At 73.3% G+C, this 25,451-nt stretch carries 19 protein-coding genes; 10 read left to right on the top strand and 9 right to left on the bottom strand.

All coding sequences use genetic code 11. The annotated features are described in order from the left end of the window. Nucleotides 1-27 precede the first annotated feature (27 nt). A complete protein-coding gene (locus V6U77_RS26810; RefSeq protein ID WP_334609511.1) occupies nucleotides 28-1,059 on the bottom strand; it encodes a phosphatase PAP2 family protein in 1,032 nt (343 codons plus the stop codon). A 72-nt stretch (nucleotides 1,060-1,131) separates the two neighbouring features. Here V6U77_RS26810 and V6U77_RS26805 point away from each other — a divergent pair, with 72 nt between their 5' ends. Further along, the gene (locus V6U77_RS26805; protein ID WP_442934520.1) at nucleotides 1,132-1,542 is read left to right on the top strand and encodes a thioesterase family protein; all 411 of its coding nucleotides are present in this window, start codon (nucleotides 1,132-1,134) and stop codon (nucleotides 1,540-1,542) included. Then, nucleotides 1,539-2,366: an MBL fold metallo-hydrolase gene (locus V6U77_RS26800; RefSeq protein ID WP_334609509.1), complete on the top strand. Its 828-nt coding sequence runs from the start codon at nucleotides 1,539-1,541 to the stop codon at nucleotides 2,364-2,366. The genes V6U77_RS26805 and V6U77_RS26800 overlap by 4 nt, the downstream gene beginning before the upstream one ends. A gap of 49 nt (nucleotides 2,367-2,415) precedes the next feature. Here the strand turns inward: V6U77_RS26800 and V6U77_RS26795 are convergent, their stop codons facing one another. After that, complete coding sequence (locus tag V6U77_RS26795) at nucleotides 2,416-3,351, bottom strand: PfkB family carbohydrate kinase (protein ID WP_334609507.1); 936 nt, start codon at nucleotides 3,349-3,351, stop codon at nucleotides 2,416-2,418. Nucleotides 3,352-3,416: 65 nt separating this feature from the next. Here V6U77_RS26795 and V6U77_RS26790 point away from each other — a divergent pair, with 65 nt between their 5' ends. Both V6U77_RS26790 and V6U77_RS26785 read left to right on the top strand, forming a co-directional pair. Then, the gene (locus V6U77_RS26790) at nucleotides 3,417-3,791 is read left to right on the top strand and encodes a nuclear transport factor 2 family protein (protein ID WP_334609505.1); all 375 of its coding nucleotides are present in this window, start codon (nucleotides 3,417-3,419) and stop codon (nucleotides 3,789-3,791) included. A 275-nt stretch (nucleotides 3,792-4,066) separates the two neighbouring features. Beyond that, nucleotides 4,067-5,173, top strand: a complete 1,107-nt coding sequence (locus V6U77_RS26785; protein ID WP_334609504.1) for a lytic polysaccharide monooxygenase — start codon at nucleotides 4,067-4,069, stop codon at nucleotides 5,171-5,173. Between the two features lie 228 nt (nucleotides 5,174-5,401). Here V6U77_RS26785 and asnB read toward each other — a convergent pair whose 3' ends face one another. Further along, nucleotides 5,402-7,363: an asparagine synthase (glutamine-hydrolyzing) gene (gene asnB / locus V6U77_RS26780; RefSeq protein ID WP_334609503.1), complete on the bottom strand. Its 1,962-nt coding sequence runs from the start codon at nucleotides 7,361-7,363 to the stop codon at nucleotides 5,402-5,404. Nucleotides 7,364-7,581: 218 nt separating this feature from the next. Here asnB and V6U77_RS26775 point away from each other — a divergent pair, with 218 nt between their 5' ends. From V6U77_RS26775 to V6U77_RS26765, 3 genes are all read left to right on the top strand, one after another. After that, nucleotides 7,582-9,063, top strand: a complete 1,482-nt coding sequence (locus tag V6U77_RS26775; protein ID WP_334609502.1) for an aminopeptidase P family protein — start codon at nucleotides 7,582-7,584, stop codon at nucleotides 9,061-9,063. Nucleotides 9,064-9,365: 302 nt separating this feature from the next. After that, nucleotides 9,366-11,075 carry a right-handed parallel beta-helix repeat-containing protein gene (locus V6U77_RS26770; RefSeq protein ID WP_334609501.1) on the top strand — a complete coding sequence of 570 codons (1,710 nt, stop codon included), beginning with the start codon at nucleotides 9,366-9,368 and terminating at the stop codon, nucleotides 11,073-11,075. 335 nt (nucleotides 11,076-11,410) lie between these two features. After that, complete coding sequence (locus V6U77_RS26765; protein WP_334609500.1) at nucleotides 11,411-13,060, top strand: hypothetical protein; 1,650 nt, start codon at nucleotides 11,411-11,413, stop codon at nucleotides 13,058-13,060. Nucleotides 13,061-13,174: 114 nt separating this feature from the next. On the opposite strand, the gene pulA is transcribed toward V6U77_RS26765, so the two are convergent. From pulA to V6U77_RS26745, 4 genes are all read right to left on the bottom strand, one after another. After that, complete coding sequence (gene pulA, locus V6U77_RS26760; RefSeq protein WP_334609499.1) at nucleotides 13,175-18,670, bottom strand: pullulanase-type alpha-1,6-glucosidase; 5,496 nt, start codon at nucleotides 18,668-18,670, stop codon at nucleotides 13,175-13,177. A gap of 150 nt (nucleotides 18,671-18,820) precedes the next feature. Then, nucleotides 18,821-19,504 (bottom strand): cellulose binding domain-containing protein, encoded by a 684-nt coding sequence (locus V6U77_RS26755; RefSeq protein WP_334609498.1) that lies wholly within the window; start codon nucleotides 19,502-19,504, stop codon nucleotides 18,821-18,823. A gap of 145 nt (nucleotides 19,505-19,649) precedes the next feature. Further along, nucleotides 19,650-20,039, bottom strand: coding sequence for a hypothetical protein (locus tag V6U77_RS26750; RefSeq protein ID WP_334609497.1), 390 nt, complete (start codon nucleotides 20,037-20,039; stop codon nucleotides 19,650-19,652). A 37-nt stretch (nucleotides 20,040-20,076) separates the two neighbouring features. After that, complete coding sequence (locus V6U77_RS26745; protein ID WP_334609496.1) at nucleotides 20,077-20,793, bottom strand: hypothetical protein; 717 nt, start codon at nucleotides 20,791-20,793, stop codon at nucleotides 20,077-20,079. A gap of 19 nt (nucleotides 20,794-20,812) precedes the next feature. On the opposite strand from V6U77_RS26745, the gene V6U77_RS26740 reads away from it, so the two are divergent. Further along, nucleotides 20,813-20,995 (top strand): hypothetical protein, encoded by a 183-nt coding sequence (locus V6U77_RS26740; RefSeq protein ID WP_334609512.1) that lies wholly within the window; start codon nucleotides 20,813-20,815, stop codon nucleotides 20,993-20,995. Between the two features lie 10 nt (nucleotides 20,996-21,005). Here V6U77_RS26740 and V6U77_RS26735 read toward each other — a convergent pair whose 3' ends face one another. Then, nucleotides 21,006-22,676: a right-handed parallel beta-helix repeat-containing protein gene (locus V6U77_RS26735; RefSeq protein WP_334609495.1), complete on the bottom strand. Its 1,671-nt coding sequence runs from the start codon at nucleotides 22,674-22,676 to the stop codon at nucleotides 21,006-21,008. A 74-nt stretch (nucleotides 22,677-22,750) separates the two neighbouring features. Beyond that, the gene (locus V6U77_RS26730; protein WP_334609494.1) at nucleotides 22,751-23,161 is read right to left on the bottom strand and encodes an ArsC/Spx/MgsR family protein; all 411 of its coding nucleotides are present in this window, start codon (nucleotides 23,159-23,161) and stop codon (nucleotides 22,751-22,753) included. 214 nt (nucleotides 23,162-23,375) lie between these two features. Here V6U77_RS26730 and V6U77_RS26725 point away from each other — a divergent pair, with 214 nt between their 5' ends. Both V6U77_RS26725 and V6U77_RS26720 read left to right on the top strand, forming a co-directional pair. After that, the gene (locus V6U77_RS26725) at nucleotides 23,376-23,756 is read left to right on the top strand and encodes a YciI family protein (protein ID WP_334609492.1); all 381 of its coding nucleotides are present in this window, start codon (nucleotides 23,376-23,378) and stop codon (nucleotides 23,754-23,756) included. A gap of 3 nt (nucleotides 23,757-23,759) precedes the next feature. Further along, on the top strand, nucleotides 23,760-25,067 hold the full coding sequence (locus V6U77_RS26720; RefSeq protein ID WP_334609491.1) for an RNA polymerase sigma factor: 1,308 nt from the start codon (nucleotides 23,760-23,762) through the stop codon (nucleotides 25,065-25,067). Nucleotides 25,068-25,451: the final 384 nt, after the last annotated feature.

The raw sequence follows: 25,451 nt of genomic DNA, 5'->3' as shown, positions 1-25,451 counted from the left end.
CGGGCGGGCTGACCCCGCCCGCGGCGCTCAGCGGGCCGCCGTCACCGGCGGCGGCTCGGCCGAGGCCGGCGGGTCGGCCGGCGCGGCGTCGGGCTCCGCCGAGGCCCGGCGGGCCTTGTGGGCCGCCCACCAGCGCTCGGCCAGGCCGACCGCGAGGAAGGTCATTCCGACGTACGCCCAGCCGACCAGCACGTCGATGACGTAGTGCTCGCCCGAGTAGACCAGGGTGAAGGTCATCGCCAGCGGGTACGCCAACAGCAGCGGCCACCAGCGGCGGCGGGTCTGCCGCAGGAAGAACAGCACCACGAACAGCGCGAACGCGGTGTGCAGCGAGGGCATCGCGGCCACCGGGTTGGAGGCGATCTGCCCGGCGTTGAGCAGGTTGCCGGCCCCGTGCATGCCGAACGCCTTCCACCCGCGCGTGGAGATCCGGGCGACCTCCTCGAGCAGCCCGTTCTGCGCCGCCCACCAGGGCGGGGCGGCCGGGTAGAGGAAGTAGGTGACCAGGCCGGTGGCGCACAGGAAGCCCCAGCGGCGCATGAAGGCCGCCCACCTCCCCCGGTCGCGCAGCCAGAGCACCGCCGCGGCGGCCAACGCCACCACGAAGTGGGAGAAGTAGACCCAGCTCACGGCGACGTCCCACCAGTGCACCTCGGGCCGGTAGAGGTGCTCCTGGAGCCAGGTCGTCGGCACCTGCCCGCCCGTCGCCCAGCCGAACATCACCCGGTCGGCGACGATCAGCTCGTACGCGTGCGGGGTGGCGCCGTTGTCGGCGAAGCCCCGGGACAGGTTGTAGACGGCGAGCAGCAGCACCACCGGCACCCAGTCCCGCGCGAAGCGCAGGTGACTGCGCCACGGCCGGCTGCTGTTCCAGGCGATCGTCCCCGCCCAGATCCAGAGGAACGCGTACGCCGGATCGGTCGGCAGGCCGATGCCGAGCCAGCCGGCGACGAAGGCGACGCCCCACACCGTCATCGCGACCACCCGGCGACGCCCCCCGTCGGGCGGGACGGGCGGCTCGGTACGGGCGGGGGGCTGGGGGTCGGCCACGACAGACATCGCGGTCAAGGTTAACGGCGCGGACGGCATCAACCGACGCCGACCACCGGCCCGTGCCGCCTCGTCTAGGCTCTGGCCGTGCAGGAGCAGCCGGAATCCGTGCTGACCCCGGGTCTGATCGCCCGGGTGGAGCTGACCGTCACCGACGCCGACACCGCCCAGGCGGTCGGCTCGGGGGACGTGCCCGTCCTGGGCACGCCCCGCGTGCTCGCCCTCGCCGAGGCGGCCACGGTGGCGGCCACCGCCACCCGGATGCCCGCCGGATCGACGACCGTGGGGACCCGGGTCGAGCTCGACCACCGCGCGGCCACCCCGGTGGGGCGGACCGTGGTGGCGCAGGCCCGGTTGACCGAGGTGGAGGGGCGGCGGCTGCGCTTCGAGGTGAGCGTCCACGACGGCGACGAGACGGTCGCCGAGGGCCGGGTGGAGCGGGTGCTGGTCGACCGGCAGCGCTTCGTGGCACGCGCGATGCGGTCGTCGTGACCGCCCGGTTCGTGGAGGTCGCCGACCGGGTGCACGTGCTGCGCGAGCCGTTGCTGCACGTCAACGTCACCCTCGTCGTCGGCGACGGGGCCGCGCTGATCGTCGACACGCTCTCCACCGCCGGGCAGGCCGCCGCGCTCGCCGACGCGGCGCGGGCGGTCACCGCCGCCGAGTGGACGGTGGTGAACACCCACCACCACTTCGACCACTGCTTCGGCAACGCGACCCTCGCCGCCGACCCGCCCCGCCCGGTGTACGCGCACGAGGCCGCCGCCGAGGCGATGCGCGAGCCGGACCGGCTGCTGCGGGAGGCGTACGCGGAGCTGCGCGACGAGCATCCCGCCCTGGCCGGGGAGTTGGCCGGAACCGCGCTGCTCGCGCCGACGCACAGGGTGCACGGCGAGACCGTGCTCGACGTGGGCGGCCGGCGGGTGGTGCTGCGGCATCCCGGCCGGGGGCACACCGCCGGCGACCTGGTGGTGCACGTGCCGGACGCCGACGTGCTGGTCGCCGGCGACCTCGTGGAGCAGAGCGGCCCGCCCGCCTTCGAGGATTCGTACCCGTTGCGGTGGCCCGACGCGGTGGCGGAGCTGCTGCGGATGACCACCGCGGCCACGGTGGTCGTACCGGGGCACGGCGAGCCGGTGGACGCCGGGTTCGTCCGCGCCCAGCACGCCCAGCTCGCCGAGCTGGCCCGGCTCATCCGCGCCGGGCACGCCGGCGGCGCCCCGCCCGAGCGCGTCGCCGCCGAGGCGCCCTTCGGCGCCCGTCCCAGCCTGCACGCGGTCCGCCGGGGCTACGCCGAACTCGACGGCACCGCCTGACGCCCCCTCCGGCCGCCCCATCCCGCTCGGCCGGGGCGGGCGGGGGCGGTCAGGCGGCGAAGCGGGCGAGGACCTCGGCGCGGGTGGGCATGGCGGTCGCTCCGCCGGGCGACTCGCAGACCAGGCCGGCGACCCGCAGCGCGAACGCCACCCGCCCGGCCCAGGCCGCCGGGTCGGCCGGCTCGCCGTCGACCAGCAGGTCCGCGACGAGCGCGCCCATCACGGAGTCGCCGGCGCCGGTGGCGTCCACCGCGTCGACCTTCGGCGCGGGTACGCGTACCGGATCGGCGCCGGCGGCGGCGAGCACCGCGCCGGCGGCGCCGAGCGTGACCACCACGGTGCCGGCGCCGAGTTCCCGCATGTACGCCGCCACGCCCTCCTCGGGCTCACCGGGATAGAGCAGCTTCGCGTCGGCGGCGCTCAGCTTGACGAGGTGGGCGCCGGCGGCGAACTCGGCCACCACCTCGCGCAGCCCGGCGAGGGCGGCCGGGCCGTCGAGCAGCCGGGGGCGGACGTTCGGGTCGAAGACGCGCAGCCCGGAGGCGAGCCCCCAGGCCCGGCGCGCGGCGGCCAGCGCCGGCGGCCGGAGCAGCACGATCGACCCGCAGTAGACGACGTCGGCGCCCGCGACCAGGTCGGCGTCGAGGTCGTCGGGGTCGAGCAGGACGTAGGAGGGCGGCTCGCCGTAGAACCGGAAGTCGGGCTCGGGACCGGCGAAGGTGGCCACCGCCAGCGCGGTCGGGGCGGCAACGGTGACCGCCCCGGTGAGGCCGACGCCCGCCCGGGTCAGGAAGTCACGGATCCGCCCCGCCAGGACGTCGTCGCCGAGCGACCCGACGAACTGCACCGCCCCGCCGAGCCGGGCGACGGCGACCGCCACGTTCAGCGGCCCGCCGCCGACGGCCTGCCGGTAGACCGGCTCGCCGTCGCGCTCGGTGTCGAGCAGGTCGACCAGTGCCTCGCCGAGCACCACCGCGTATCCCATCCCGTTCCTCCGTCCACGGCGGGCGCCGACCGATCTTGTCGCACCAGGCTGGCACAGTACGCGCCATGACGAGCGCTGAAGCCACCGTATTGGCCTACTGGGCGGCGTGCGAGGCGCGGGACTGGGATGCCTTCGGCCGGCTGCTCGCCGACGACGTGGTCTACCACCTGCCGCAGACCCGCGAGCGGATCACCGGCCGGTCCGCGGTGGTGCGGTTCAACCGGGAGTACCCCGACGGCTGGCACCTGACGGTGACGCGGGCGGTCGTCTCGGGCCGGCACGCCGCCACCTGGATCACCTGCGCCCACGAGGGCGCGCAGCTCGCGGCCACCAGTTTCTTCGACCTCGACGAGGCCGGTCTGGTCCGCGAGGTCACCGAGTTCTGGCCGGAGCCCTACGCGCCGCCGCCCGGCCGCGAGCACCTCGCCGAGCGCTACTGACACATCGAGCAACGGCTATTGCGCGACGTCGGCGTCGCGTGGTGGGATGGCGCTTGCCGGGAGGTGCGGGGGCTGCCGCGCCACCGGCGCCGGGTTCACATCCACGCGAGGGCAGCGGCCCGCGAGTCGGGCCGCCGACGGCGCACGTACGCCGGCCATCCGCGCCGGGGCACGTCCGCCGCGACCGTCGTATCCGCGTTTCAGCGGGGCGGCCGGTGCTGCCATCCCCGCACGTTGCCCGTGGGGCGCCCGCGTCCCGCGAGTGAGGAGAACCCGTGTCCCACCGATCGCGTACGGCCGCGTTGCTCACCGCGGCCGCGACCCTTCTCGTGGGCGCCGTCGCCCTGACGGCGGGGCCCGACCCCGCCGCCGCGCACGGCACCCCGATGACCCCCGGCAGCCGCACCTACCTCTGCTGGAAGGACGGCCTCACCAGCACCGGCGAGATCAAGCCGAACAATCCCGCCTGCTCCGCCGCCGTGGCCCAGAGTGGGGCCAACTCGCTCTACAACTGGTTCAGCGTGCTGCGCTCCGACGCCGGCGGCCGGACCGTCGGCTTCATCCCGGACGGCAAGCTGTGCAGCGGCGGCAATCCGGGCTTTGCCGGCTACGACCTGGCCCGCACCGACTGGCCGCTGACCCACCTGACGGCCGGCGCCCGGATGGAGTTCCGCTACAGCAACTGGGCCCACCACCCGGGCACGTTCTACTTCTACGTCACGAAGGACAGCTGGAGCCCGGACCGGCCGCTGGCCTGGAGCGACCTGGAGGAGCCGTTCCTGACGGTGACCAACCCGCCGCAGCGCGGCTCGAGCGGCACCAACGACGGGCACTACTACTTCAGCGGCAACCTGCCCACCAACAAGAGCGGCCGGCACCTCATCTACTCCCGCTGGGTCCGCTCCGACAGCCAGGAGAACTTCTTCGGCTGCTCGGACGTCACCTTCGACGGCGGCAACGGCGAGGTGACCGGCGTCGGCCCGGGCGGCACGTTGCCCCCGCCGACGTCCAACCCGACGACCCCGCCGCCGAACCCGACGACTCCCCCGCCGAACCCCACCACGCCGCCGCCGCACAGCGGTGACTGCATGGCGGTCTACAAGGTCATCGGCTCCTGGAACGGCGGCTTCCAGGGTGAGGTCATGATCATGAATCACACCTCGTCGACGTGGTCGGGCTGGACGGCCAACTGGACCTGGCCCAGCGGGCAGACCATCAACAGCCTGTGGAGCGGCCAACTGAGCGGCTCGGGCTCCTCGGTCACCGTGACCAACGCGCCGTACAACGGCACGCTCGCACCGGAGGCCACCACGACCTTCGGCTTCGTCGCCACCACCACCGGCACCAACACCCTGCCCACGGTCACCTGCTCCGGCCGCTGACCCACCCTCCCGGGCGCCCGGCCCCGGACCCCCGGACCCGGATCCCCGGCCCTGAATTGATCAAGAGGTTTGCGTCTCCGGAATCGTTCCCGGAGGACGCAAACCTCTTGATCGACAGCGTGGCCGCCGGCAGGACCGTCCGCAGTGCCGTGTCCCGCCGAGCCGGGCCCGGGGAGGGCTCGGCCGGGGAGGGGCACGGCCCGGGGCCGGGCCCGGGGTCGGGCCGGGTCAGCGGACCATGGAGCCGACCACGGGCTTGGTGAGCAGGGCGGACTGGTTGCGCTGGATGCCCGGGTCGAGGGTCTTGGCGACGAAGATGGCGTGCCAGATGCAGAAGATCAGGACCGTCCACACCTTGCGGGAGTGGTCGGCCTCCTCCCGCTTGTGCTCCTCCAGCAGCCGCATCGCGTACGACAGGTCGAGCAGGTCGCCGGCGCCGGAGGTGGAGAGCACGTGCCGGGCCCACTCGTACATCTCGCCGCGCAGCCAGACCCGGGTGGGGGTCGGGAAGCCCAGCTTCTTGCGGTTGACGATGGCCGGCGGCACCACGCCCTGCAGCGCCTGACGCATCGCGTACTTGGTGGCGTCGGAGCGGGGCGGGAGCTTGAGGTCCACGGGGATCCTCGACGCCACGTCGAAGACCGCCCGGTCCAGGAAGGGCACCCGCACCTCGAGCGAGTGCGCCATCGAGATCCGGTCGGCCTTGACCAGGATGTCGCCGCGCAGCCAGGTGTAGAGGTCGACGTACTGCATCTTGGTGACGTCGTCGAGCTCGGTGCACTCGGCGTAGATGGGCGCGGTCACGTCGGTGTAGCGGACCGAGGGGTCGTAGCGGCGCAGCAGGTGCTGCTTCTCCTCCTCGGTGAACATCCGGGCGTTGCCGTAGTAGCGCTGCTCGATCGGCGTGGTGCCGCGCTCCAGGAAGCTCTTGCCCTTCACGCCCTGCGGGATGGCCTTGGAGACCGCCCGCAGCCCCTTCTGCACCCCGTCGGGCAGCCCGTTGACCGAGCTCAACGACAGCGGCTCGCGATAGATCGTGTAGCCGCCGAAGAACTCGTCGGCGCCCTCGCCGGAGAGCACCACGGTGACGTGCTCGGCGGCCTTCTTGGCCACGAAGTAGAGGGGCACCAGGGCCGGGTCCGCCACCGGGTCGTCCAGGTGCCAGACGATCTTCGGCAGCGCCTCGATCATGTCGTACGGCCCGATCTTGGTCGGGATGGTCGTCACGTCCAGGTGGCGGGCCGAGTCCTGGGCGACGTCGATCTCCGAATAGCCCGGGACGTCGTAGCCGACGGTGAAGGTGAGGATGTTCGGGTTGAACTCCCGGGCCAGGGCGACCACGGCGGTCGAGTCGATGCCGCTGGAGAGGAACGAGCCGACCGGCACGTCCGAGCGCATGTGCATCCGCACGCTCTCGCGCAGCGTCTCCCGGATCTCGTGGTAGAGCCGCTGCTCGTCGTCGACCGGGGTGGGCCGGAACACCGGCCGGTACCACCGGCGCACGTCGATGCGCCCGCCCGGGGTCCAGGTCAGGTACTCGCCGGAGCCGATCCGGCTGATGCCCTTGTGCAGGGTGCCGGGCTCGGGCACGTACTGGAGGGTCAGGTAGTGGCTCAGGTTGGCCGTGTCGATGCCGGCGTCGCCCTGGTAGTTGGAGTGGGCGAAGGGCAGCAGCGCCTTCTTCTCCGAGGCCAGGTAGAGGCCGTCGGCGGTCTCCAGGTAGTGCAGCGGCTTGATGCCGAAGTAGTCCCGGCCGCCGAACGCGCGGCGCTCCTGCCGGTCCCAGACGACGAAGGCGAACATGCCGCGCAGCCGGGTGAGCACCTGCTCGCCCCAGAAGTGGTAGCCGGCGACGATCACCTCGCCGTCACCGGCGGTGGCGAACTGCGCGCCGAAGTCCCGGATCAGCTCCTCGCGCAGCTCGATGTAGTTGTAGATCTCGCCGTTGAAGGTGAGCAGGTAGCGACCGTTCGCGTAGGACAGGGGCTCTTGGCTGGAGGCCACGTCGATGATCGCCAACCGCTTGTGCGCGAACACCCCGTCCGCGTACCGGCCGGAGGCGTCGCCGACCACCTCGACACCGGTCTCGTCCGGTCCGCGGTGGTGCAGGCATTCCAACGCCCCGGCGATGTTGTCGCGGTGGGCGGCGGCGTCGCCGCGCGCACTGAAGAAGGCCAGGAGTCCGCACATGGTGGTCATCTTTCCACGCGGCCCGAGCGGGCGTCGCGGCACCGCTGGGCTCTCCCCCCGCCGCGAGGTCACGGGCCCGATGGGGACCGCGCGGGGCGCGGCGGGTGGCACGCACGGGTGGCGTCCGTCGCCCACGGCACTGCCCGCGGTCCCGGCGCGACCGGCCCCCGGCGCCGCGCGGTACCGTCTGAGCTGCGACGACGCGGAGGGAACGAGGCATGACCGACGGACGTACCGACAGCAGGCCGGCGGACGGCACCGAGTCGCACGACCCCGACTTCCCCGAGGCGTTCCTGGCGTTCATGCGGCAGGGCTGGCGCGACACCACCCTGCCGGTCGACCCCCGGCCGGAGGTGCCGAACCACGCCGAGCGACGGGCCGCGCTCTCGGCGGCCTTCCCCGGCGAGACCCTGGTCATCCCGACCGGCGGCGAGAAGGTACGCGCCAACGACACCGACCACCCCTTCCGGCCGGGCAGCGACTTCGTCTACCTGACCGGCGACCACGACCCGGACGGCGTCCTCGTGCTGCGGCCGAACGGCTCGGGCCACGACGCCACGCTGTACATGCGCCCCCGCTCGTCGCGGCGGACCGACGAGTTCTTCCGCAGCCGCACCGGCGAGCTGTGGGTGGGGCGCCGGCACACGCTGGCCGAGAAGTCGGCCGAGCTGGGCCTGCCCACGGCGGACCTGACCGAGCTGGACGCGACGCTGGCCGACCTGGCGCCGGGGCGTACCCGGGTGCTGCGCGGCTTCGACGCCCGGGTGGACTCGGCCGTGCGCCCGTACGACGGCCACCGCGCCGACGACCGGCCGGCCCGCGACCGGGAGCTGGCGATCGCCGTCTCGGAGCTGAAGCTGGTCAAGGACGAGTGGGAGATCGCCCAGCTCCAGGACGCGGTCGACGCGACCGTGCGGGGGTTCGAGGACGTGGCCCGGGCGCTGCCGGCGGACCGGGGCGTGTCGGAGCGGCTGCTGGAGGGGATCTTCGCGCTGCGCGCCCGGCACGACGGCAACGACGTCGGGTACGGCTCGATCGTGGGCGCCGGCGAGCACGCCACGATCCTGCACTGGGTGCACAACCACGGCGCCACCCGACCGGGCGAGCTGCTGCTGATGGACATGGGCGTGGAGAACCGCAACCTCTACACCGCCGACGTGACGCGGGTGCTGCCGGTCGACGGGCGGTTCACGCCGCTGCAGCGCCAGGTCTACGAGGCGGTCCACGCCGCGCAGCAGGCGGGCATCGACGCCATCCGGCCCGGCGTGGCGTTCCGGGAGGTCCACCTGAGCGCCATGCGGGTCCTCGCCCAGGCGCTGTCCGACCTGGGTCTGCTGCCGGTGAGCGTCGACGAGGCGATGGACGGTCGGTCGACGGTGTACCGGCGCTGGACGTTGCACGGCACCAGCCACATGCTCGGCATCGACGTGCACGACTGCGCGAACGCCCGCAAGGAGAAGTACCGGGACGGCACGCTGGGCGAGGGCTACGTGCTCACCGTCGAGCCGGGGCTCTACTTCCAGCCGGAGGACGAGCTGGTGCCCGAGGAGCTGCGCGGGATCGGCATCCGGATCGAGGACGACATCCTGGTGACCGCGGCCGGCGCGGTGAACCTCTCCGCCGGGCTGCCGCGCGCCGCCGACGAGGTGGAGACCTGGCTGGCCGAACAGCGCGAGGCCGGCCCGCGACTGCCGGGCTGACCCGAGGGTTCCCACCCGCACGACGGGCCCGTCGTCGGCGCGCGACGTGTCGGACGTCGATCGCGCCGGCGGCGGGGCCCAACCGTCGGCGTCCGCGTCGGTCACCCGCTTCCTGCCCGGGCCGCCGTGTTGCCCCGTTCGCTGCCCGATACGAGGGCAATGTGGGGTTTTTTCGGATAAGTCCTCGTCGCGAGGATCCTTCTCATACGGTGGGCGTCAGAGGCTGCAACCGATTTGTAGCTGGTCACGCCGCCTCGGGCGGTGCGGCCCCGTCTGGTAGCAGGAAAGGGCGGAATGCACTGATGTCCAATGACGTGACGACTCCCGACGGCGACGCCCCCGGGGGCACGCCGACGAAGGGACGACGGAAACTCTGGGTGGCCGCCGGCGTGGCCGGGCTGACCGGCATCGTCGGCCTGGCGGCCCTGGGCGGCGTGGCCGCCCGCGACGAGAAGCCCGACGGGGACCGCCTGTCGGACGCCCGCTCGTCCACCCCCAAGCAGAACGTCAGTGACGCCGTCAAGGCCGACGAGCAGGCGGGACCCGTCGGCGACGCGGCCAGGGGCGACGAGGACCGGGCCGGCGGCGACTGGGGCGGCCAGCAGGCCGGCGGTTGGCGCAGCGGTGCGGAACGCGACCACGGGGGCCGGAGCAGCAAGGTGCCCTGCGACTCCGACAAGCTGATCCAGGCCGTCATCCGGGCCAACGGATCGCGGGGCGGTACGCTGGAGCTGGCCAAGGGCTGCACCTACACGCTGACCCGCAGCGACCGGGGCAACGGGCTGCCGGTGATCACCCAGCCGATCACACTCAAGGGTGACAGGACCGCCATCGTCCGCGACGCCACCGCCGCGCGGTTCCGGATCCTCAACGTCGGCAGCGGCGGACACCTCACCCTCAAGGGCCTGACCGTCAAGGGCGGCCAGACCCTCGACGGCGTGGCACCCGGATCTCCGGAGGCGCTCTGGTCGCGGTACTCGACCTCGATCACGGCCACGGCCCGGGCGGGTGGGGCCACGGCCCGCGCGAACGGCGCCGCGCCCCGGGCGAAACCTGCGACGCCGGCCGCCGGGAGCGTGAAGATCGCCACCGGGGCGAAGGCCGACGGGCAGGCGGGCGGCGTGCGGACCCTGGCGCAGCCGGGCTCCGCCGACGGCGCCGGCATCCTGGTGCAGCCGGGCGGCAGCGCCGACATCCTGCACAGCGAGATCACCCACAACCAGGCCGGTGCCAGCGGGGGCGGCCTGGCCAACTTCGGGCACACCCGGATGAGCGGGAGCAGCGTCGCGCACAACACCGCCTTCCTGTACGGCGGCAACGTCCTCAACGCCGGCGTGCTCCAGATCGACGAGTCGAAGGTGAAGGACGGCAACGCCGGGATCGGCGGGGGCGGCATCGCCAACGGCGCCCCGGGGATCCTCTCGGACGACGTCGACGGCGGCTCGGTCTGGGTCTACAAGAGCGAGGTGACCGGCAACGACACCGTCGGCTTCGGCGGCGGCATCCTCGACGTGGGGGGCATCACCACCGTCCACGAGTCGAAGGTCGCCGACAACCGGGCCCTGCTCGCCGGGGGCGGCATCGCGGTGGCGGACGACAGCCAGCTCGCGCTGACGCGCGCCACGATCGCCAGGAACGTCACCGCCGGGGTCGGCGGCGGGCTGGTGGTGGCGGACGACAGCACCGCCACCATCGAGGACAGCGCGGTGAAGGAGAACACCGCCGGGTTCTTCGGCGGCGGGATCTTCACCGAGGACAGCGACGTCACGCTGCGGCGCAGCGAGGTCGTCGGCAACCGGGCCGTCGGGCCGTTCGGCCGGGGCGGCGGCATCCACAACAGCGGCGGGGGCACCGTGGCGCTGGACGACACCAGGGTGGCGCACAACGTCGCCACCCTGGCGCCCGGGGGCATCTTCAACGCGCCCGGCGGCACGGTCGCCCTGGACGAGGAGTCCGCCGTGACGGCCAACCGGCCCACCAACTGCACCAATGTTCCCGGCTGTTTCGCCTGACCGCGAGCGGCTGATCCACATAGAGGACGGCCCCTTCCCACACCCGTGGGGAGGGGCCTCCCGTTTCGGCGCCCGGGCCGGCGTCCGGCCCCTCCCCGACCCCTCCGGCCCTCCCCGCCCCCTCCCAGCCCTCCCGGGCGCTCACGCTCCGTAACGGTCGGGCAGTCCCCGACGTACGGACGACGCACCTAATGTGGGCTTCTTTCGGATATCGCCCCGAGGCGAGGAAGATTCTCATAACGTCTGGTTCGGGAGCTACAACCGATTTGTAGCAGGGGACGCTCGCCTGTGGCGCCGCGACCCTGTCTGGTACGAGGAGAGGGCAGAGAGCTCCGATGTCCAACTACCTAACGAACAACGACTCCGAGCGGCCGGCGGCGCCGAAGCGTCGCCGCAAGCTCTGGCTCGCCAGCGGTGTGGCCGGGTTGACCGGCGTGGTCAGCCTCGCCGCCGTGGGCGTTGCCACCGGCGCCGGCGCGGTCGGCGTGGACGGCCTGAAGTGGTCCACCGCGCAGCAGGTCAGCAAGGACGGCGACCGGGGCGCGGACCGTGAGGAGAAGGGCCGCGAGGGCGACCAGGGCCGCGAGGGCAAGGAGGACCGGGACCGGTACGACAAGGACCGGGACCACAAGGATCGCGGGAAGGAGGTGCCCTGCGACTCCGACAAGCTGATCCAGGCGATCGTGTACGCCAACGCCAACCACGGCGGCGTGTTCGAACTGGCCAAGGGCTGCACCTACACCCTGACCCGGCACGACGACCTCGGCAACGGCCTGCCGGTGATCACGCAGTCCGTCACGCTCAAGGGCCACGACACCAAGATCGTGCGGGAGGCCACCGCCGAGCAGTTCCGGATCTTCAACGTCGGCAACGGCGGGCACCTCACCCTCAAGGGTCTGACCATCAAGAACGGCCAGACCGTCGAGCGGCAGTTGGTGCCGATGGTGACGCCGGAGTCCGTCTGGTCGCGCTACTCCAACTCGGTCGAGGCGACGGCGGCGGCGAAGGCCGGCAAGCCGTACCTGCCGCTGCTCCAGGCCGCGCCGAAGGGCGCGGCGGCGGCCAAGGCCGCGGCGGCCAAGGCTGACGTCGGTGTGCTGGAGGAGCCGGAGCCCAACGACGGGGCCGGCATCCTGGTGCAGCCGGGCGGCTCCGCCGACATCGAGAAGAGTCACATCGTCGAGAACCAGGCCGGCGGCAGCGGCGGCGGCATCGCCAACTTCGGCAAGACCAGCCTGCGCCACACCACGGTCGCCGACAACACCGCCTTCTTCTTCGGCGGCGGCATCCTGAACGCCGGGGTGCTGAAGATCGACGAGTCCAACGTCAAGGACAACAACTCGGGTATCGGCGGCGGCGGCATCGCCAACGGCGCCCCGGGCATCTTCCGCGACGACGTCGAGGGCGGAACCGTCTGGATCGAGAAGAGCGAGATCAGCGGCAACGACACGATCGGCTTCGGCGGCGGCCTGCTCGACATCGAGGGCCACACCACCGTCAAGTACTCCAAGATCACCGACAACAACGCGGTGATCGCGGGCGGCGGCATCGCCGCGGCGGACGACAGCCAGCTCCACCTGCACAAGGTCACGATCGCCAAGAACACCACCGTGGGTGTCGGCGGCGGCATGGCCCTGGCCTTCGGCGCCATCGCCACGGCGGAGAAGACCGAGGTCAAGGAGAACGTCGCCGGCTTCTTCGGCGGCGGCGTGTTCAACCTCTTCAGCGAGGTCACGTTCCGCGACAGCGAGATCGTCGGGAACCGGGCCGTCGGGCCGATCGGCATCGGCGGCGGCATCTTCAACGCCTTCGGCGAGGTCAACCTGCAGGACACGAAGGTGGCGCACAACTTCTCCACCATCCGGCCTGGCGGGGTGTTCAACTTCGGCGGCGAGGTGAACGTGGACGACAAGTCCGCGATCAAGGGCAACAAGCCGACGAACTGCCTGGGCAGCCCCTCCCCCGTGGAGAACTGCTTCGGCTGAACCACCCTCGGGTGACGTGCGGCCGGCGCCACCGGCACCGGCCGCACGGACCGGGCGAACATCGCAGACGCCCCCCTGCCGCACCAGCGGCAGGGGGGCGTCCCGCGTCGCGCGTCAGTTCTGCACGAAGACCGCCACGCTGCGGGGCGGCACGCTGAACGTGCCGCTGGCCCGGTCGAAGGAGGCCGTCCGCAGCGCCTCGTCGGCCGAGGTCCGCAGCACCGGGTGCAGCGCCACGTCCGCCCCGCGCAGCCCGGTCAGCCGCTGCGTCGCCGTCTCGGGCGTGGCGTTGAAGACCACCGTCACCGACTTCCACCGCCCGTCGAGGCCCCGGCCGTCCAGCGTCATCGTGAGCACGCCGGGGGTCTCCCGCGTGCCGGAGAGCGGGAAGGCGACCCGCTTCTGCACCTGCTCCGCCGTGGTCAGTCCGAAGACCGGCGAGGAGCCCCGGATCTTCAGCAGCTCGGCGTAGCGGGCCCCGGCCAGGTCGATCGCCGCGCAGTCCGGCACCAGCGCCGGGTCGGCCAGCAGCGGCTTGGCGTACGGCCACTTGTCCCGGTTGTCCTGCTCGGGCGGCAGCCCGGCGCCGAACCCGTTGCCCTGGGCGCAGTCCCAGCGGATCTGGTTGAACCAGTCGCCGGAGTTGTACGAGTTGCGGTCCAGCGACTTCGAGCGCAGCCGCTCGGTGCCCGTGGTGACGAAGCCGGGCCCCTGCCCCATCACGACCGTGCTGAGCGCCAGCACCTGCATCCGGGCCCGGTCCGCCGCCGTGGTGTCCTGCGGCAGCTTGTACGCCAGCGCGTCGTACAGGATCTCGTTGTCGTGCGCGTCGACGTAGGTGACCGCCTCCCCCGGCGCGGCGGTGTAGCCGGCGGGCGAGCCGTTGTAGTCGACCTGCGCGCCGGTCACCTGCCCTCCCGACGAGTCGGTGAACCGGTACCCGCGCAGGTTGCCGGTGAGCCCCACCTTGATCAGGTCGTGCTGGTGCAGCAGGCGGGCCCGCTGCTGGGCCGTGGACCCGTTCACGTCGTCGCCGTTGGGGTCGGTGAACAGTCCGGAGGCGAAGCCCTGCACCCGGGGGTTGGCGTCGAAGGGCCCGCCGCCGCGCACCGCGTCGCGGAGCCGGTCGTTGAAGGTGCCGATCCCGGTGCCGGCCATGTTGGCCTGGGTGGCCTGGGTGAATCGGGCGTCGTTCGCGACCTCGCCGAAGTTCCAGCCCTCGCCGTAGAGCAGGATCTTCTTCCCGTCCACGCCGTCGCGGGCGACGGTCAGCTCGTCGAGCGCCTCGCGTACGGCCAGGATGTTCGCCTTCGGGTGGTGGCCCATCAGGTCGAACCGGAAGCCGTCCACCTTGTACGCGCGGGCCCAGGTGACCAGGGAGTCCACGGCGAGCTTGCCCATCATGGCGTGCTCGGGGGCGGTGTTGGCGCAGCAGGTCGAGTTGGCGACGCTGCCGTCGTCGAGCAACCGGTGGTAGTAGCCGGGCACGATCTGGTCGAGCACCGACTTGGGGTCGGCGCCCGCCGCCGAGGTGTGGTTGTAGACGACGTCCATCACCACGCGCAGCCCGGCGCCGTTCACGCCGGCCACCATCCGCCGGAACTCGGTGGTGCGCTTCGCCCCGACCGGGTCGACGGCGTAGCCGCCCTCCGGCACGGTGTAGTGCAGCGGGTCGTACCCCCAGTTGTAGCCGTCGGTGTCCGCCACGGCCGCGACGCACTTCTGCTGCTGCTCGGAGTCCGGCGGGAGCGCGGCCAGGTCGCAGGCCGGCTGCCGCTGGTCGGCGCGGCGCTCGGGGATGGTGGCGAAGTCGAACGCGGGCAGCAGGTGCAGGTGGGTCACCCCGGCGTCGCCGAGCGCCTTCAGGTGCTTCATGCCGGCGGTGCCCGGGTCGGTGAAGGCGAGGTAGGTGCCCCGCCGCTCGGCCGGCACGGTGCCGTCGGCGATCGAGAAGTCCCGCACCGACAGCTCGGAGATCTGCACCTTGGTCGACGGCACCGCCGCCGGCTTGCGCAGCGACGCCCATCCGGCCGGCGCGAGCGCCGGGTCGGCGAGGTCCACGATCTGGCTGTGCGTGGAGTCCGGCGCCAGCGCCAGCGAGTACGGGTCGGTCACGGCGGCGGTGGTCATCTTCTGCGTCGCCGGCTGCCACGCCTGGACCTGGTAGCGGTAGTACCGGCCGGTCCAGTCCCGGGAGCCGCGCACCGACCAGACGCCGGTGCGGTCGTCGCGGCGCATCGCCACCGTCCGCGGCGTCGCGGTCGGCGAGTCGAAGAGCTGCAACGACACCTGCTGCGCCGTCGGCGCCCAGAGCGCCAGCGTGGGCACCTTGCCGGCGAAGGTCGGCCCGAGCCGCGCGTCGGTGGCGCGGGCGTAGACGTCGTCGAGCACGCCGGGGATCTGCACGCCGGTCGCGGCGAGCAGGGCGCCCTCGGCGTCCCGCTCGGTCACCAGGAGTTGCCCGCGCAGGGCCGCCGGGACCTTCGCCAGGTCCCGCCGGTCGAGCGTGAAGGCGCCGTGCGCCCACAGGTGCGGGAAGGCCGCGCGCTGGGCCTCGGTGAGCCCGTTGCGCTGCGCGGTCAACGGCAGGGTGGTGTACGTCCCGGTCAGCTCGCCGTCGGCGACGGTGACCCCGCCGGCCGGGGCGGCCACCAGGGCGTACGTCCTGCCGTCGGTGGGCCCCGCCTGCCAGGCGACGGTCGAGCGGTCGATCCAGTGCGCCTTCTGCTTCGTGATGTCGACGTCGCGACCGGCGGCGGACGCGGTGGACGGCAGCAGCCGGCCGGGCGTGCCGGCGAGCAGCCACACCTCCCGCCCGGCGCCGGCGAAGTCGAGCCGCTGGTCGGTCGGCAGGTCCTTCTCATCGCCGGAGTGGATGATGTAGCTCAGCCCGGTCGCCCCGGCGGCCAGCGGCACCCGGAAGACCGCGCCGAAGGCGTCGATCCGGGCCGGGGCGAGCGGGGCTGCCCAGTCCGTCGGGTTGGCGGCGCCGTCCCACAGGTGCAGGCCCCAGCCGTCGTAGTTGCCGTCGGCGCGGCGGTAGTGGATGACGGCGGTGCCGTCCTCCACCGGCGGGTCCGGCTCGCCGGTGGCGGCCTGCCGGCTCGGATAGGTCGCCGGGTCGTCCTGCTTGACCCAGACCTCGCCGGTCTTCGTCACGTCGATCGTCCGATCCTGTTCCACGTCCTTGTTCCCGGACTTGTCGACCACCAGGAAGCCGACCGACTTCGCGCCCGGCTTGAGCTTCACCCAGGCGAACCGGCCGTAGGAGTCCTCGCCGGCGAACGGCTGCCCCTTGGGCCACTCGGTGGCGTACGCGGGGTCGATGTCGCCCCACGCGTAGAGGCCCCAGTCGTCGTAGCCGCCGGCGGGGCGCTGGTAGTGCACCACGGCCCACTCGCGGGAGGCGGACTGCGCCGGGGTGCCCACGGTCGCGGTGGACCGGGCGGTCGCGGTACGGCCCTTCCCGTCGCGGACGACGGCCTTGTACTCGATCCTCGTGCCACCGGCCAGCCCGGTCAGGTCGTGGTGCACCGTGTACGGGGCCCGGTCGGCGCTGCCGAGCAGCGTCCACCTGCCGCCGGCGACCCGGGCGGCGACGGTGACGGTGGCCAGCGGGTCGCCGGTGACCTGCGCGGTGACGGCGGCCTTCGTGGCGACGGGCTCGCCGGGCGCCGGGGCGGTGATCGTGATCCTCGGCGCGGCGTCGGGCGACGCGATCGGCGTGCCCGCGCGGTGCACCACGGCCGACAGCGGCGGCACGGTCAGCGTGAGTTTGCCGTCCGCGCCGGCGACCGGGGCGGCCGACGCGCCGTAGACGCCGGTGAAGGTGGCGCCGGCCGACCAGGTGTCCACGGTGACAGTCTGCGCCGTCGCGGCGTTGTTCACCGCGACCACGTACTCGGTGCGCTGCTTCGGGTCGATCCGGGAGAACGCGAAGACGCCGGGGCCGTCGGCGGCGTACCGGCTGACCTGCACGCCGTCGCGCAGCGCCGGGTGCGCCTGACGCAGCGCGCCCAGCTCGGCGATGGCCCGGTAGAGCGGGTGCGCGCGGTCGAACTGGTCGCTGGTGTGGGTGCGGTCGGTGCCGAGCAGGTCGTCGTCGAGGTAGTCGGGGGTCTTCGAGGCGAACATGTCCTGCCGGGCGTCCTTGTCGCCGCCCGGGCCGGTGAAGCCCTGCTCGTCGCCGGAGTAGACCACCGGCTGGCCCCGGGTGAGGAACATCAGCTCGTGGGCGAGCTGGTCGCGGCGCAGGTGGGTGGCCGGGTCGGTGCCGCCGCCGGCGATGAACGAGCCGATCCGGCCCATGTCGTGGTTGCCGAGGAAGGTGGTGAGCCGGCGCGCGTCGGTGTCGCGGGCGCGGTAGAGGTCGTCGCGGGCGTACACGTCGGCGAGCGCCCTGGCGGAGCCGTCCCCGGCGGTGTAGCCGCGGGCCGCCTCCTGGAAGGCGAAGTCGAGGGTGGCCGGCAGGCCGCCGCGGCGCACGTAGGTCGAGGTGACCTCCGGGTCGGCGCTGTAGACCTCGCCGAACATGAAGAAGTCCTTCTTGCCCACGCGCGCGGCGGCGCGCTCGATGCCCTGGCTGAACTGCGGCCAGAACTCGAGGTTGGCGTGCTTGACGGTGTCCAGCCGGAAGCCGTCGACGCCGGTGGACGCCACCCAGTCGGCGTAGACCTTGGTCAGGCCCCGCACCACCTCGGGGCGCTCGGTCCACAGGTCGTCGAGGCCGAAGAAGTCGCCGTACTCGCTGTTCTCCCCGGCGAAGGTGGAGTCGCCCCGGTTGTGGTACATCGTCGGGTCGTTCAGCCACGCCGGGACCTTGACCCTCGCGTCGGCGGGGGTCGCGAAGGTCGGGGTGTACGGGAACGACGTGGTGTCCACCTTCGGGAAGCCCCGGCTGCCGTCGGCGTGGTTGCGGTCCTCGAAGGGACGCCCCTGCGCGTCGGTGTACGGCGACGTCGCCTTGTCCACGTAGGTGTACTTGTCCTCGGCGTACCTGATGACGTCGGCGGTGTGGTTGACGATGACGTCGAGATAGACCTTGATCCCCCGCCGGTGGGCGAGCGCGACCAGCCGCTTCAGGTCCTCGTTCGTGCCGAAGTGCGGGTCGACCTGGGTGAAGTCGGTGATCCAGTAACCGTGGTAGCCGGCGGAGACGTCGGCGCCGGTGCCCTGCACCGGACGGTTCTTGAAGACCGGGGCGAGCCAGATGGCCGTCGTGCCGAGCCCCTCGATGTAGTCGAGCCGGTCCATGACGCCCTTGAGGTCGCCGCCGTGGTAGAAGCCCTTGTCCTTCGGGTCGAGGCCGGTGGAGAGGCGGTCACCGGCGAGGCCGCCGGTGTCGTTGCGCCGGTCGCCGTTGGCGAACCGGTCCGGCAGGACGAAGTAGAACTGCTCGGCGCGGGCCCGGCCGCTGGTGCCCGCGGAGAGCAGCGCCTCCGCCGAGGGCTCGGCGCGCCACTGCGTGGCGCCGGCGGTGGCCAGCGGACCGGTGCCGTCGGAGGCGTCGGCGCCGAGCTGGCGCACGGCGAGCGGGGTGCCGACGAGGGTGAGGGTGAGCAGGGAGACGAGGGCGAGCAGGGCCTTGCGCGGTATCGGCGGGGGTTTCATCGACGCCTTCCTCTGGTCGCTGACTGGCCCGCACGCTAGCTCTTGCCGAAACGTTCTGCAATACCTTGCAAACAAAGTCGTAACACGACAGCAGGCTTGCAAAAGGCATGGCCCGGCGGGAACCCGCCGGGCCGCAGGGATAGGGGGTGGCTAGAGGCGGCAGGCAGCCCCGTCGACCGTGCAGCCGGCCGGGCGGCTCTGCGTGCCCTGGACGTAGAACCGCAGCGCCGTCGACGCGCCCGGGGGCAGGTCGCCGCCACTGCGGTAGGTGAAGCCGTCCTCGATCCGCTGCGCCGTCCCCTGTGGCCCGCCCTCGATCCACGCGCTGCCCAGCCGCGCGCCCGGGAAGGTCAGCCGCGCCGTCCATCCCCGACCGGTCACCGACGTGTTGCTGAGCAGCACCTCCCCGACGAACCCGTCCGCGTACGACTCCAGCACCCGGTAGCGGCCGGTCACCGGCGACGCAGAGGACGACGGCGGCGCGATCAGCGCCGCGTCGCCGCTGCCGGTGGGCGTCGGGGACGGTGGACTGCTGCGGCGGGCGGGTGTGGACTGCCCGGGCGTGGGCCGGCTGGTGACCCGGCGCGACGGTGCGGCCGTCGCCCGCGGCGACCGGGTCGCCGTCGGGCTGGTCGCCGACGGTATCGGCTCGGCGAGGCCGACGGTCGGCAGGGGTGGGCCGGGTTGCGCGTCGAACGCGGGACCGCGACCCCGGTAGGTGCCGAGCGCGATGGCCAGCAGGACCACCATCACCACGACACCGACGGAGACCACGATCCACGGCGAGGACGCGACGGCGGTCGTGCCGTAGGACCTGTTCGATGCTCGGCGCATGCCGGACATGACACTCCTCCCGCGGTCGTCCGGGGCAGCGTAGCGGGCGATGGCTACATGGTGCGACCGCTCGCGTACGGCCGTGACCGCTCCCGTGCCCCCACGGGCCGGCGCGACCGACGGGTGCCGCGGCCCCCGCCGGCCGTCAGGCGGTGCGCAGGACGGTGCAGATGACCGGGCCGTCGTCGGCGAACCGCAGCAGGTAGCGGTAGCGCTCGCCCGGGACCGCCCGGCCCCGGCTGTCCAGGAACTCCCACTCCACCGTCACCATGGTCAGCAGCGCGGACATCGGCTGCACGTCCTCGATCGCGGCGTGCGCCGCGACCAGTTCGCGCTCCTGGTAGTCGGGGGCCGCGCCCACGAAGGACAGCGCCACCGCCGCCGGCGAGGTGAACGAGAAGCTGTACGTGTCGGCGACCACCAGCCCCGGCAGGGCGTAACAGCCGGCGATGGCGGGCACGTCGCCGGTGGTCAGCGCCACGCCGTACCGGTCGAAGAAGTCGGTCAGCGTGTCCAGATCGGTGGAGGCTCTCACGCGCACAGCAATTGCCGGCCGGGCGGCGGGCCAAACCTCAGCGCGGCGGGATGCGCACCTCGATCTCGGCTCCGAGCCGGGCGCCGCCCGCGAGACCGAGGTCGTCGCCGCTCCAGAACCGACCCGGGTCGTACCAGTTGGGACGCCGCCCCGCCGGCAGCAACCCCATCGCCTCGTAGGTCACCGCGACCACCTCCGCGCAGTACGCCGTCTCCAGTGCACGGTCGCGCGCGGCGGTGCCCGCGCGCCCGGACGCGGCCACCCCGGCCCGGTCGGGCGCCGGTGTGCCGGGGCGAAGCCCCGCCCGGCCGGGCAGGGCCGGCAGTCGCACCGCCGGGACCCGGCCCCGCAGCCAGCGCCAGGCGAGCTGGGCGGTGGACGGGAACGGGGTGCCGTCCAGGCGGGCGACGGTGCGCAGCACCGCCCTCTCCATCTCCGCGTCGGCCGCCGGGTCGAGCTGGCGCAGCCAGCCCCGCTGGCCGTAGCGGTTGGCCCAGACGCAGACCGCGTCGCGCAGGTCGTGCAGCTGCACGCCGCGCTGGTGGGTGCCCGTCCACATGTCCGGCAGCGACCGGCCCAGCTCGGCGTGCCACATCAGGGGCGGCATGTCGTCCAGCACGACCGCCATGCCGACGTGGTTGACCGGACTGTTGGTGGTCAACTGGATGGCCCGGTCGGGCACGCTGCGGCCCCGGAACACCCACACGTCGCCGGTGCGGGTCAGTTCCACGGCCTCGTCCAGGCTGATGCTCATGGGGGTCTACCCTAGGCCGATGCGGCAACGGATGCGGTGGTGGAAGGTCCTCGGGCTGGCCGGCCTGGCCGGCGTCGCGGCGTCGGGCGTGGTCATCGCCCGGGCCGAGCGGCGGCGCCGGGCGTACACCCCGGAGGAGATCCGGGCCCGGCTGCGCGACCGGCACGCGGAGGCGACGGCGCCCACCGACGACGCGCGCTGACCGCCCGGCGTCAGTCGACGTCGTGGTGGTTGCGCTCCCAACGCCCCCCGACCGGCGGGGTGTCGAGCCGCACCGCGCCGACGGCGTTGCCGGCGAGGTCGTTGTCCTCGATCCGGCACGACACGCAGCTTCCGGCCGGCGTGATCCAGAGCCCGTGGGTCTGCGTCTGCTCGTCGCGGTGGTCCCAGATCCGGTTGCCGCGCACGGTGGCGGAGTCGAACGGCGCGTTGACGGTGATGCCCGCCCGGATCGGCGGGGCCGCCGGCAGTTCGTACGCCGCTCCGGGCGGCGGCGTGTCCTCGTTCCAGCCGGTCGGCGAATCCGCCCGCACCTCCGCGAGGGTGAGGTCGGTGTCGGTGTTGGACACCACCACCGCCATGCGTGAGCCGACCCGCACCACCTTGCCCCGGTGCCCGTCGTGCGGCCAGTGCGCGGTCAGGTCGGTGACGGAGCGGTGGTGGTAGCGCACCGACTCGCCCTCGCCGGTGGCGGCCGGGGCGCACCGCCGGCCGTTGTTGCGGATCCGGTTGTCGACCACGACCGCGTCGGTCATCGGCCGGTCGACGCGGATCGCGTCCAGCCCGTTGTCCCAGAACTCGTTGCCGTCGACGACGACGCCCTCCGCCGCGCCCCGGTGGCCGCGCCCCAGGTCGTGCTCGTGGTAGCCGTACTCGCCGTTGGCGCTGATCCGGTTCCCGCGCACGGTGTACGGGCCGGGCGTGTTGCCCATGCTGATCCCGTCGCGGACGTTGCGGTCGATGACGCAGTCGCTGACGATGCCGCCCCGGCCGGCGACCCCCGCCGTGCCGTTGCCGGAGACGTCGAAGCCCGCCTCCAGGTTGCCGGTCAGGGTGCAGGCGGAGACGATCAGCCCGTCGGCGCCCCAGTCGGAGATGCCGAAGCGGTTCGCCTGGCTGTGGCAGCCGATGATGCGGTAGCCGCGCGGCGGGGTCCAGTAGTCCTTCTGAAGTTCCAGGAAGATCCCGTTCGTGCCGTTGCCGACGGCCGTGCAGTTGGCGATCGTGAGACGCTCCACGTCGCCCCACCCGCCGATGCCGACGCCGATGCCCGCGCCGCCCATCTCCTCGCCGTTGTCCAGCCGGCCGCAGCCCACCACCACGACGCCGTCGATCAGGCTGTCCTGCAGGAAGTCGCAGCCGAGCCCGGTGGCGCCGGTGTGGTGGATGTAGAGGTTGCGGAAGACGCCGCGCACCACGTACTGCAGGCCGAGCCCCTTGGCCAGGTAGTTGTACTCGACCATCGCCACGCCGGAACCGTCGATCTCGAAGTCCGCGAAGGTGCAGTCGGCGATGTACCGCTCGCGGCTCGCGCCGTGCTGCACGGTGGTCCAGAAGGCCAACGGCGTCGGGTCGGCCCGGTTGCCCTCGTTGCTGAGCAGGAACCGCGTCGCTCCCGGGCCCGCGCCGATCAGCGACACCCCGCTGCGCCAGACCGTGCCGGCGTCCCGGATCGAGTAGAGCCCCGGCGGGCAGTGGATGACCCGGGCCCGCCCGTCGGCGGCGTAGCCCTCGCCCAGGCGGTCGACCAGGGCCGACAGCGCCGGCTGGTCGTTCGTCACGCCGTCGCCGCGCAACCCGAACTCCCGCGCGTCACACCACAGCGGCGCCCCGGCGACGGGGGTGAGCCGCTTCGCGGCGGTGGACAGGCCCTGTTGCGGCATCCGACCCCTCCTCTGCGGCATCCGGTCGTTCGCCCGCGAGCGGCGCATTCCCGCCGCGCCCGTCCGGAAACGCGCTACGCCGTCGGGTCGGGGCCGGGCTGCGCGTCGGCGCCGGGCGTCGCGCCGCTGCGGCGCACCGCCTCCGCCAGCGCCCCGGCGGTACGCCCCACGACCGCTCCCCCGTCGTCGAGCAGCAGCAGGGGCCGCTGGATCAGCTCCGGGGCGGCCACCATCGCCTCGATCCAACGCGGCTCGGCCGCCTCGTCGCGTGGCCAGTCGGCCATGCCGAGGGCCGCCGCGGCGGGCTCCTGCGTGCGGCACACGTCCCAGGGACGCGCGTCGAGCCGGCGCAGCACCTCGGTCAGCTCCGCCGCGCTCGGCGGCCGGTCCAGGTAGGGGCGCACCGCGTAGCCGATTCCCGCCTCGTCGAGCGCGGTGCGGGCGGCGGCGCACTTCGAGCACGACGGGTTGTTCCAGATCTCCATGCCCGCCATGGTCGCAACCGTCCCGCCACCGGCCCGCCGCGGGCCGTCCGGGGGCAGCTCCACCCGGCTCCGGCTGTTCGTCCCTTCCGTACGGGGCCGGAGCGGCGCGGGCGGACCGCCCTGCGGATCCGGCACGATGTCAAGACCGGCCACTCGGCGACGACCACTGAGCGAGCGGCGTCACCGGGGCGCCCGCGGGCGAGGAGAAGAAGACGTGAAGTTCCTGTTGATCATGCACATGAACCCGCGGATCTGGGAGGCCCTCACCGAGGAGGAACGCAACGAGGTGATGCAGGGCCACGACGAGTTCATCGCGACGATCCGCGGGTCCGGCGAGATGCTCGGGTCGGCCGCGCTGGCCGAGCCCGCCGAGAGCGTCGTCGTCCGGGTCCGCGGGGGCGCGCCCGCGGTGAGCGACGGCCCGTACCTGGAGGCCAAGGAGTACCTGGGCGGCTACTACCTCGTCGAGTGCGCCGACCGGGACCGGGCCGTCGAGCTGGCCGCGCTGATCCCCGACGCCAGGGTGGAGGGCCTCGGCGTCGAGGTCCGTGAGGTCATCTTCTCGATGGGGGCCGACGCGGCCTCGGACGGGTGAGCGGTGCGGCGGCGAGCTGAGCCGGGCGGGTCGAGCGGCGAGGATCTCGGGCGCCTGCTGCGGGAGCTCGCGCCCCGGGTTCTCGGCGCGCTGCTGCGCAGGTACGACGACTTCGACGCCTGCGAGGACGCGCTCCAGGAAGCGATGCTGGCGGCGACGGTCCAGTGGCCGGTCGACGGGGTACCGGAGCACCCCCGCGCATGGCTGATCACGGTCGCCGCCCGCAGGTTCATCGACCAGATCCGCAGCGAACGGGCCCGCCGCGACCGGGAGACGGTCAGCGCGAGCCGGGAACTCCCGGACGCGTTGGTCGTCCCCGGCCCCGACGAGCGGGTTCCGCGCGACCACGACGACACCCTGACGCTGCTGTTCCTGTGCTGCCATCCCGCGCTCACCCCGGCCTCGCAGGTCGCCCTCACGCTCCGGGCCGTCGGCGGACTCACGACGGCCGAGGTCGCCAGCGCCTTCCTGGTGCCCGAGGCCACCATGGGTCCGCGAATCAGCCGCGCGAAGCAACGGATCCGGGCCACCGACACGACGTTGCGCGCGCCGGCGTACGCCGAGCGGCTGGGCGCCGTCCTGCACGTGCTCTATCTGGTCTTCAACGAGGGCTACACCGCGACCTGCGGCCCCGACCTGCACCGGCCCGACCTGTCCACCGAGGCCATCCGGCTCACCCGGGCCATCCACCGTGCGCTACCCGACGACGGGGAGGTCGCCGGCCTGCTCGCGCTGATGTTGCTGACCGACGCCCGCCGCGCGGCCCGCACCGACGCCGAGGGCGGCCTGATCCCGCTGGCCGAACAGGACAGGCTCCGCTGGGACGCCGGTCTGATCGAGGAAGGCACCCGGCTCGTCACCGACGCGATGCTGCGTTGCCCGCTCGGCCCGTACCAACTGCAGGCGGCGATCGCGTGCCTGCACGTGCAGGTGCCCGACGTGGCGGACACCGACTGGCGGCAGATCAGGTTCCTCTACCGGCTGCTGTGCCGGATCGCGCCCAATCCCATGGCCACGCTCAATCACGCGATCGCCGTGGCGATGACCGACGGTCCGGGCGCCGGCCTGGCGATGTTGTCGACGCTGGCCGCCGACGACCGGATGGCCCGTCACCATCGACTCGTGGCCACCCGCGCCCACCTGCGGGAACTCGCCGGAGACACGGCGGCTGCGCGGGAGGACTACCTCCTCGCGGCCCGGCGCACCGCCAGCCTGCCCGAACAGCGCTTCCTGCGGGCCCGGGCCGACCGACTCGCGCCGCTGGGCGGGCCGGCCAGCACAGGCCACGCGCGGGATGCGGTTGGGGGCTGATGTCCGGTTCTGGGCCCATAGATTCGGGCTGTTCATCCGGTTTGTGGGGTTTCGTGGTGGCCGACGCCACCGGCCCGGCGGGCATGGGCCGGGGGCCCGGGTCGTTGTAACCATCGTGAGCGCGTGACCCCCCGGGGCCCTCCTGGCGGCCGGGGCCGACGGTCGGAATGCCGGCCGGGCCCGCGTCGTTACACCCCGGACGCGCCCCACCCCTCATCGAAGGGGCGCACCACTGGATTCGACCCTTTCCTCCACCCGCGGCGCGCCCGCCCCCCTCTGGTGTGCGTCGCGGTACCCCCGATCGAAAGGTGCCGACCATCATGCGTACCGACATGCTGCGTAGGACCGCTCTGACCGCTGCCGGGCTCGCCTTCGCCGGCGGCG

Origin of the sequence: Micromonospora sp. CPCC 205546 (assembly GCF_036902715.1) — a bacterium.
Taxonomy (GTDB): Bacteria; Actinomycetota; Actinomycetes; order Mycobacteriales; family Micromonosporaceae; genus Micromonospora.
The sequence above is the reverse complement of the archived record's forward strand: the minus strand, read 5'-3'. Positions and strand labels throughout refer to the sequence as shown.

What these genes read in the sequence shown, in the direction of transcription:
- V6U77_RS26740 (WP_334609512.1), top strand. Translation starts at nt 20,813, where the DNA reads ATGCGGCAACGGATGCGGTGGTGGAAGGTCCTCGGGCTGGCCGGCCTG.
- V6U77_RS26790 (WP_334609505.1), top strand. Translation starts at nt 3,417, where the DNA reads ATGACGAGCGCTGAAGCCACCGTATTGGCCTACTGGGCGGCGTGCGAG.
- V6U77_RS26795 (WP_334609507.1), bottom strand. Translation starts at nt 3,351, where the DNA reads ATGGGATACGCGGTGGTGCTCGGCGAGGCACTGGTCGACCTGCTCGAC.
- pulA (WP_334609499.1), bottom strand. Translation starts at nt 18,670, where the DNA reads ATGAAACCCCCGCCGATACCGCGCAAGGCCCTGCTCGCCCTCGTCTCC.
- asnB (WP_334609503.1), bottom strand. Translation starts at nt 7,363, where the DNA reads ATGTGCGGACTCCTGGCCTTCTTCAGTGCGCGCGGCGACGCCGCCGCC.
- V6U77_RS26745 (WP_334609496.1), bottom strand. Translation starts at nt 20,793, where the DNA reads ATGAGCATCAGCCTGGACGAGGCCGTGGAACTGACCCGCACCGGCGAC.
- V6U77_RS26735 (WP_334609495.1), bottom strand. Translation starts at nt 22,676, where the DNA reads ATGCCGCAACAGGGCCTGTCCACCGCCGCGAAGCGGCTCACCCCCGTC.
- V6U77_RS26770 (WP_334609501.1), top strand. Translation starts at nt 9,366, where the DNA reads ATGTCCAATGACGTGACGACTCCCGACGGCGACGCCCCCGGGGGCACG.
- V6U77_RS26765 (WP_334609500.1), top strand. Translation starts at nt 11,411, where the DNA reads ATGTCCAACTACCTAACGAACAACGACTCCGAGCGGCCGGCGGCGCCG.
- V6U77_RS26775 (WP_334609502.1), top strand. Translation starts at nt 7,582, where the DNA reads ATGACCGACGGACGTACCGACAGCAGGCCGGCGGACGGCACCGAGTCG.
- V6U77_RS26755 (WP_334609498.1), bottom strand. Translation starts at nt 19,504, where the DNA reads ATGCGCCGAGCATCGAACAGGTCCTACGGCACGACCGCCGTCGCGTCC.
- V6U77_RS26810 (WP_334609511.1), bottom strand. Translation starts at nt 1,059, where the DNA reads ATGTCTGTCGTGGCCGACCCCCAGCCCCCCGCCCGTACCGAGCCGCCC.
- V6U77_RS26730 (WP_334609494.1), bottom strand. Translation starts at nt 23,161, where the DNA reads ATGGAGATCTGGAACAACCCGTCGTGCTCGAAGTGCGCCGCCGCCCGC.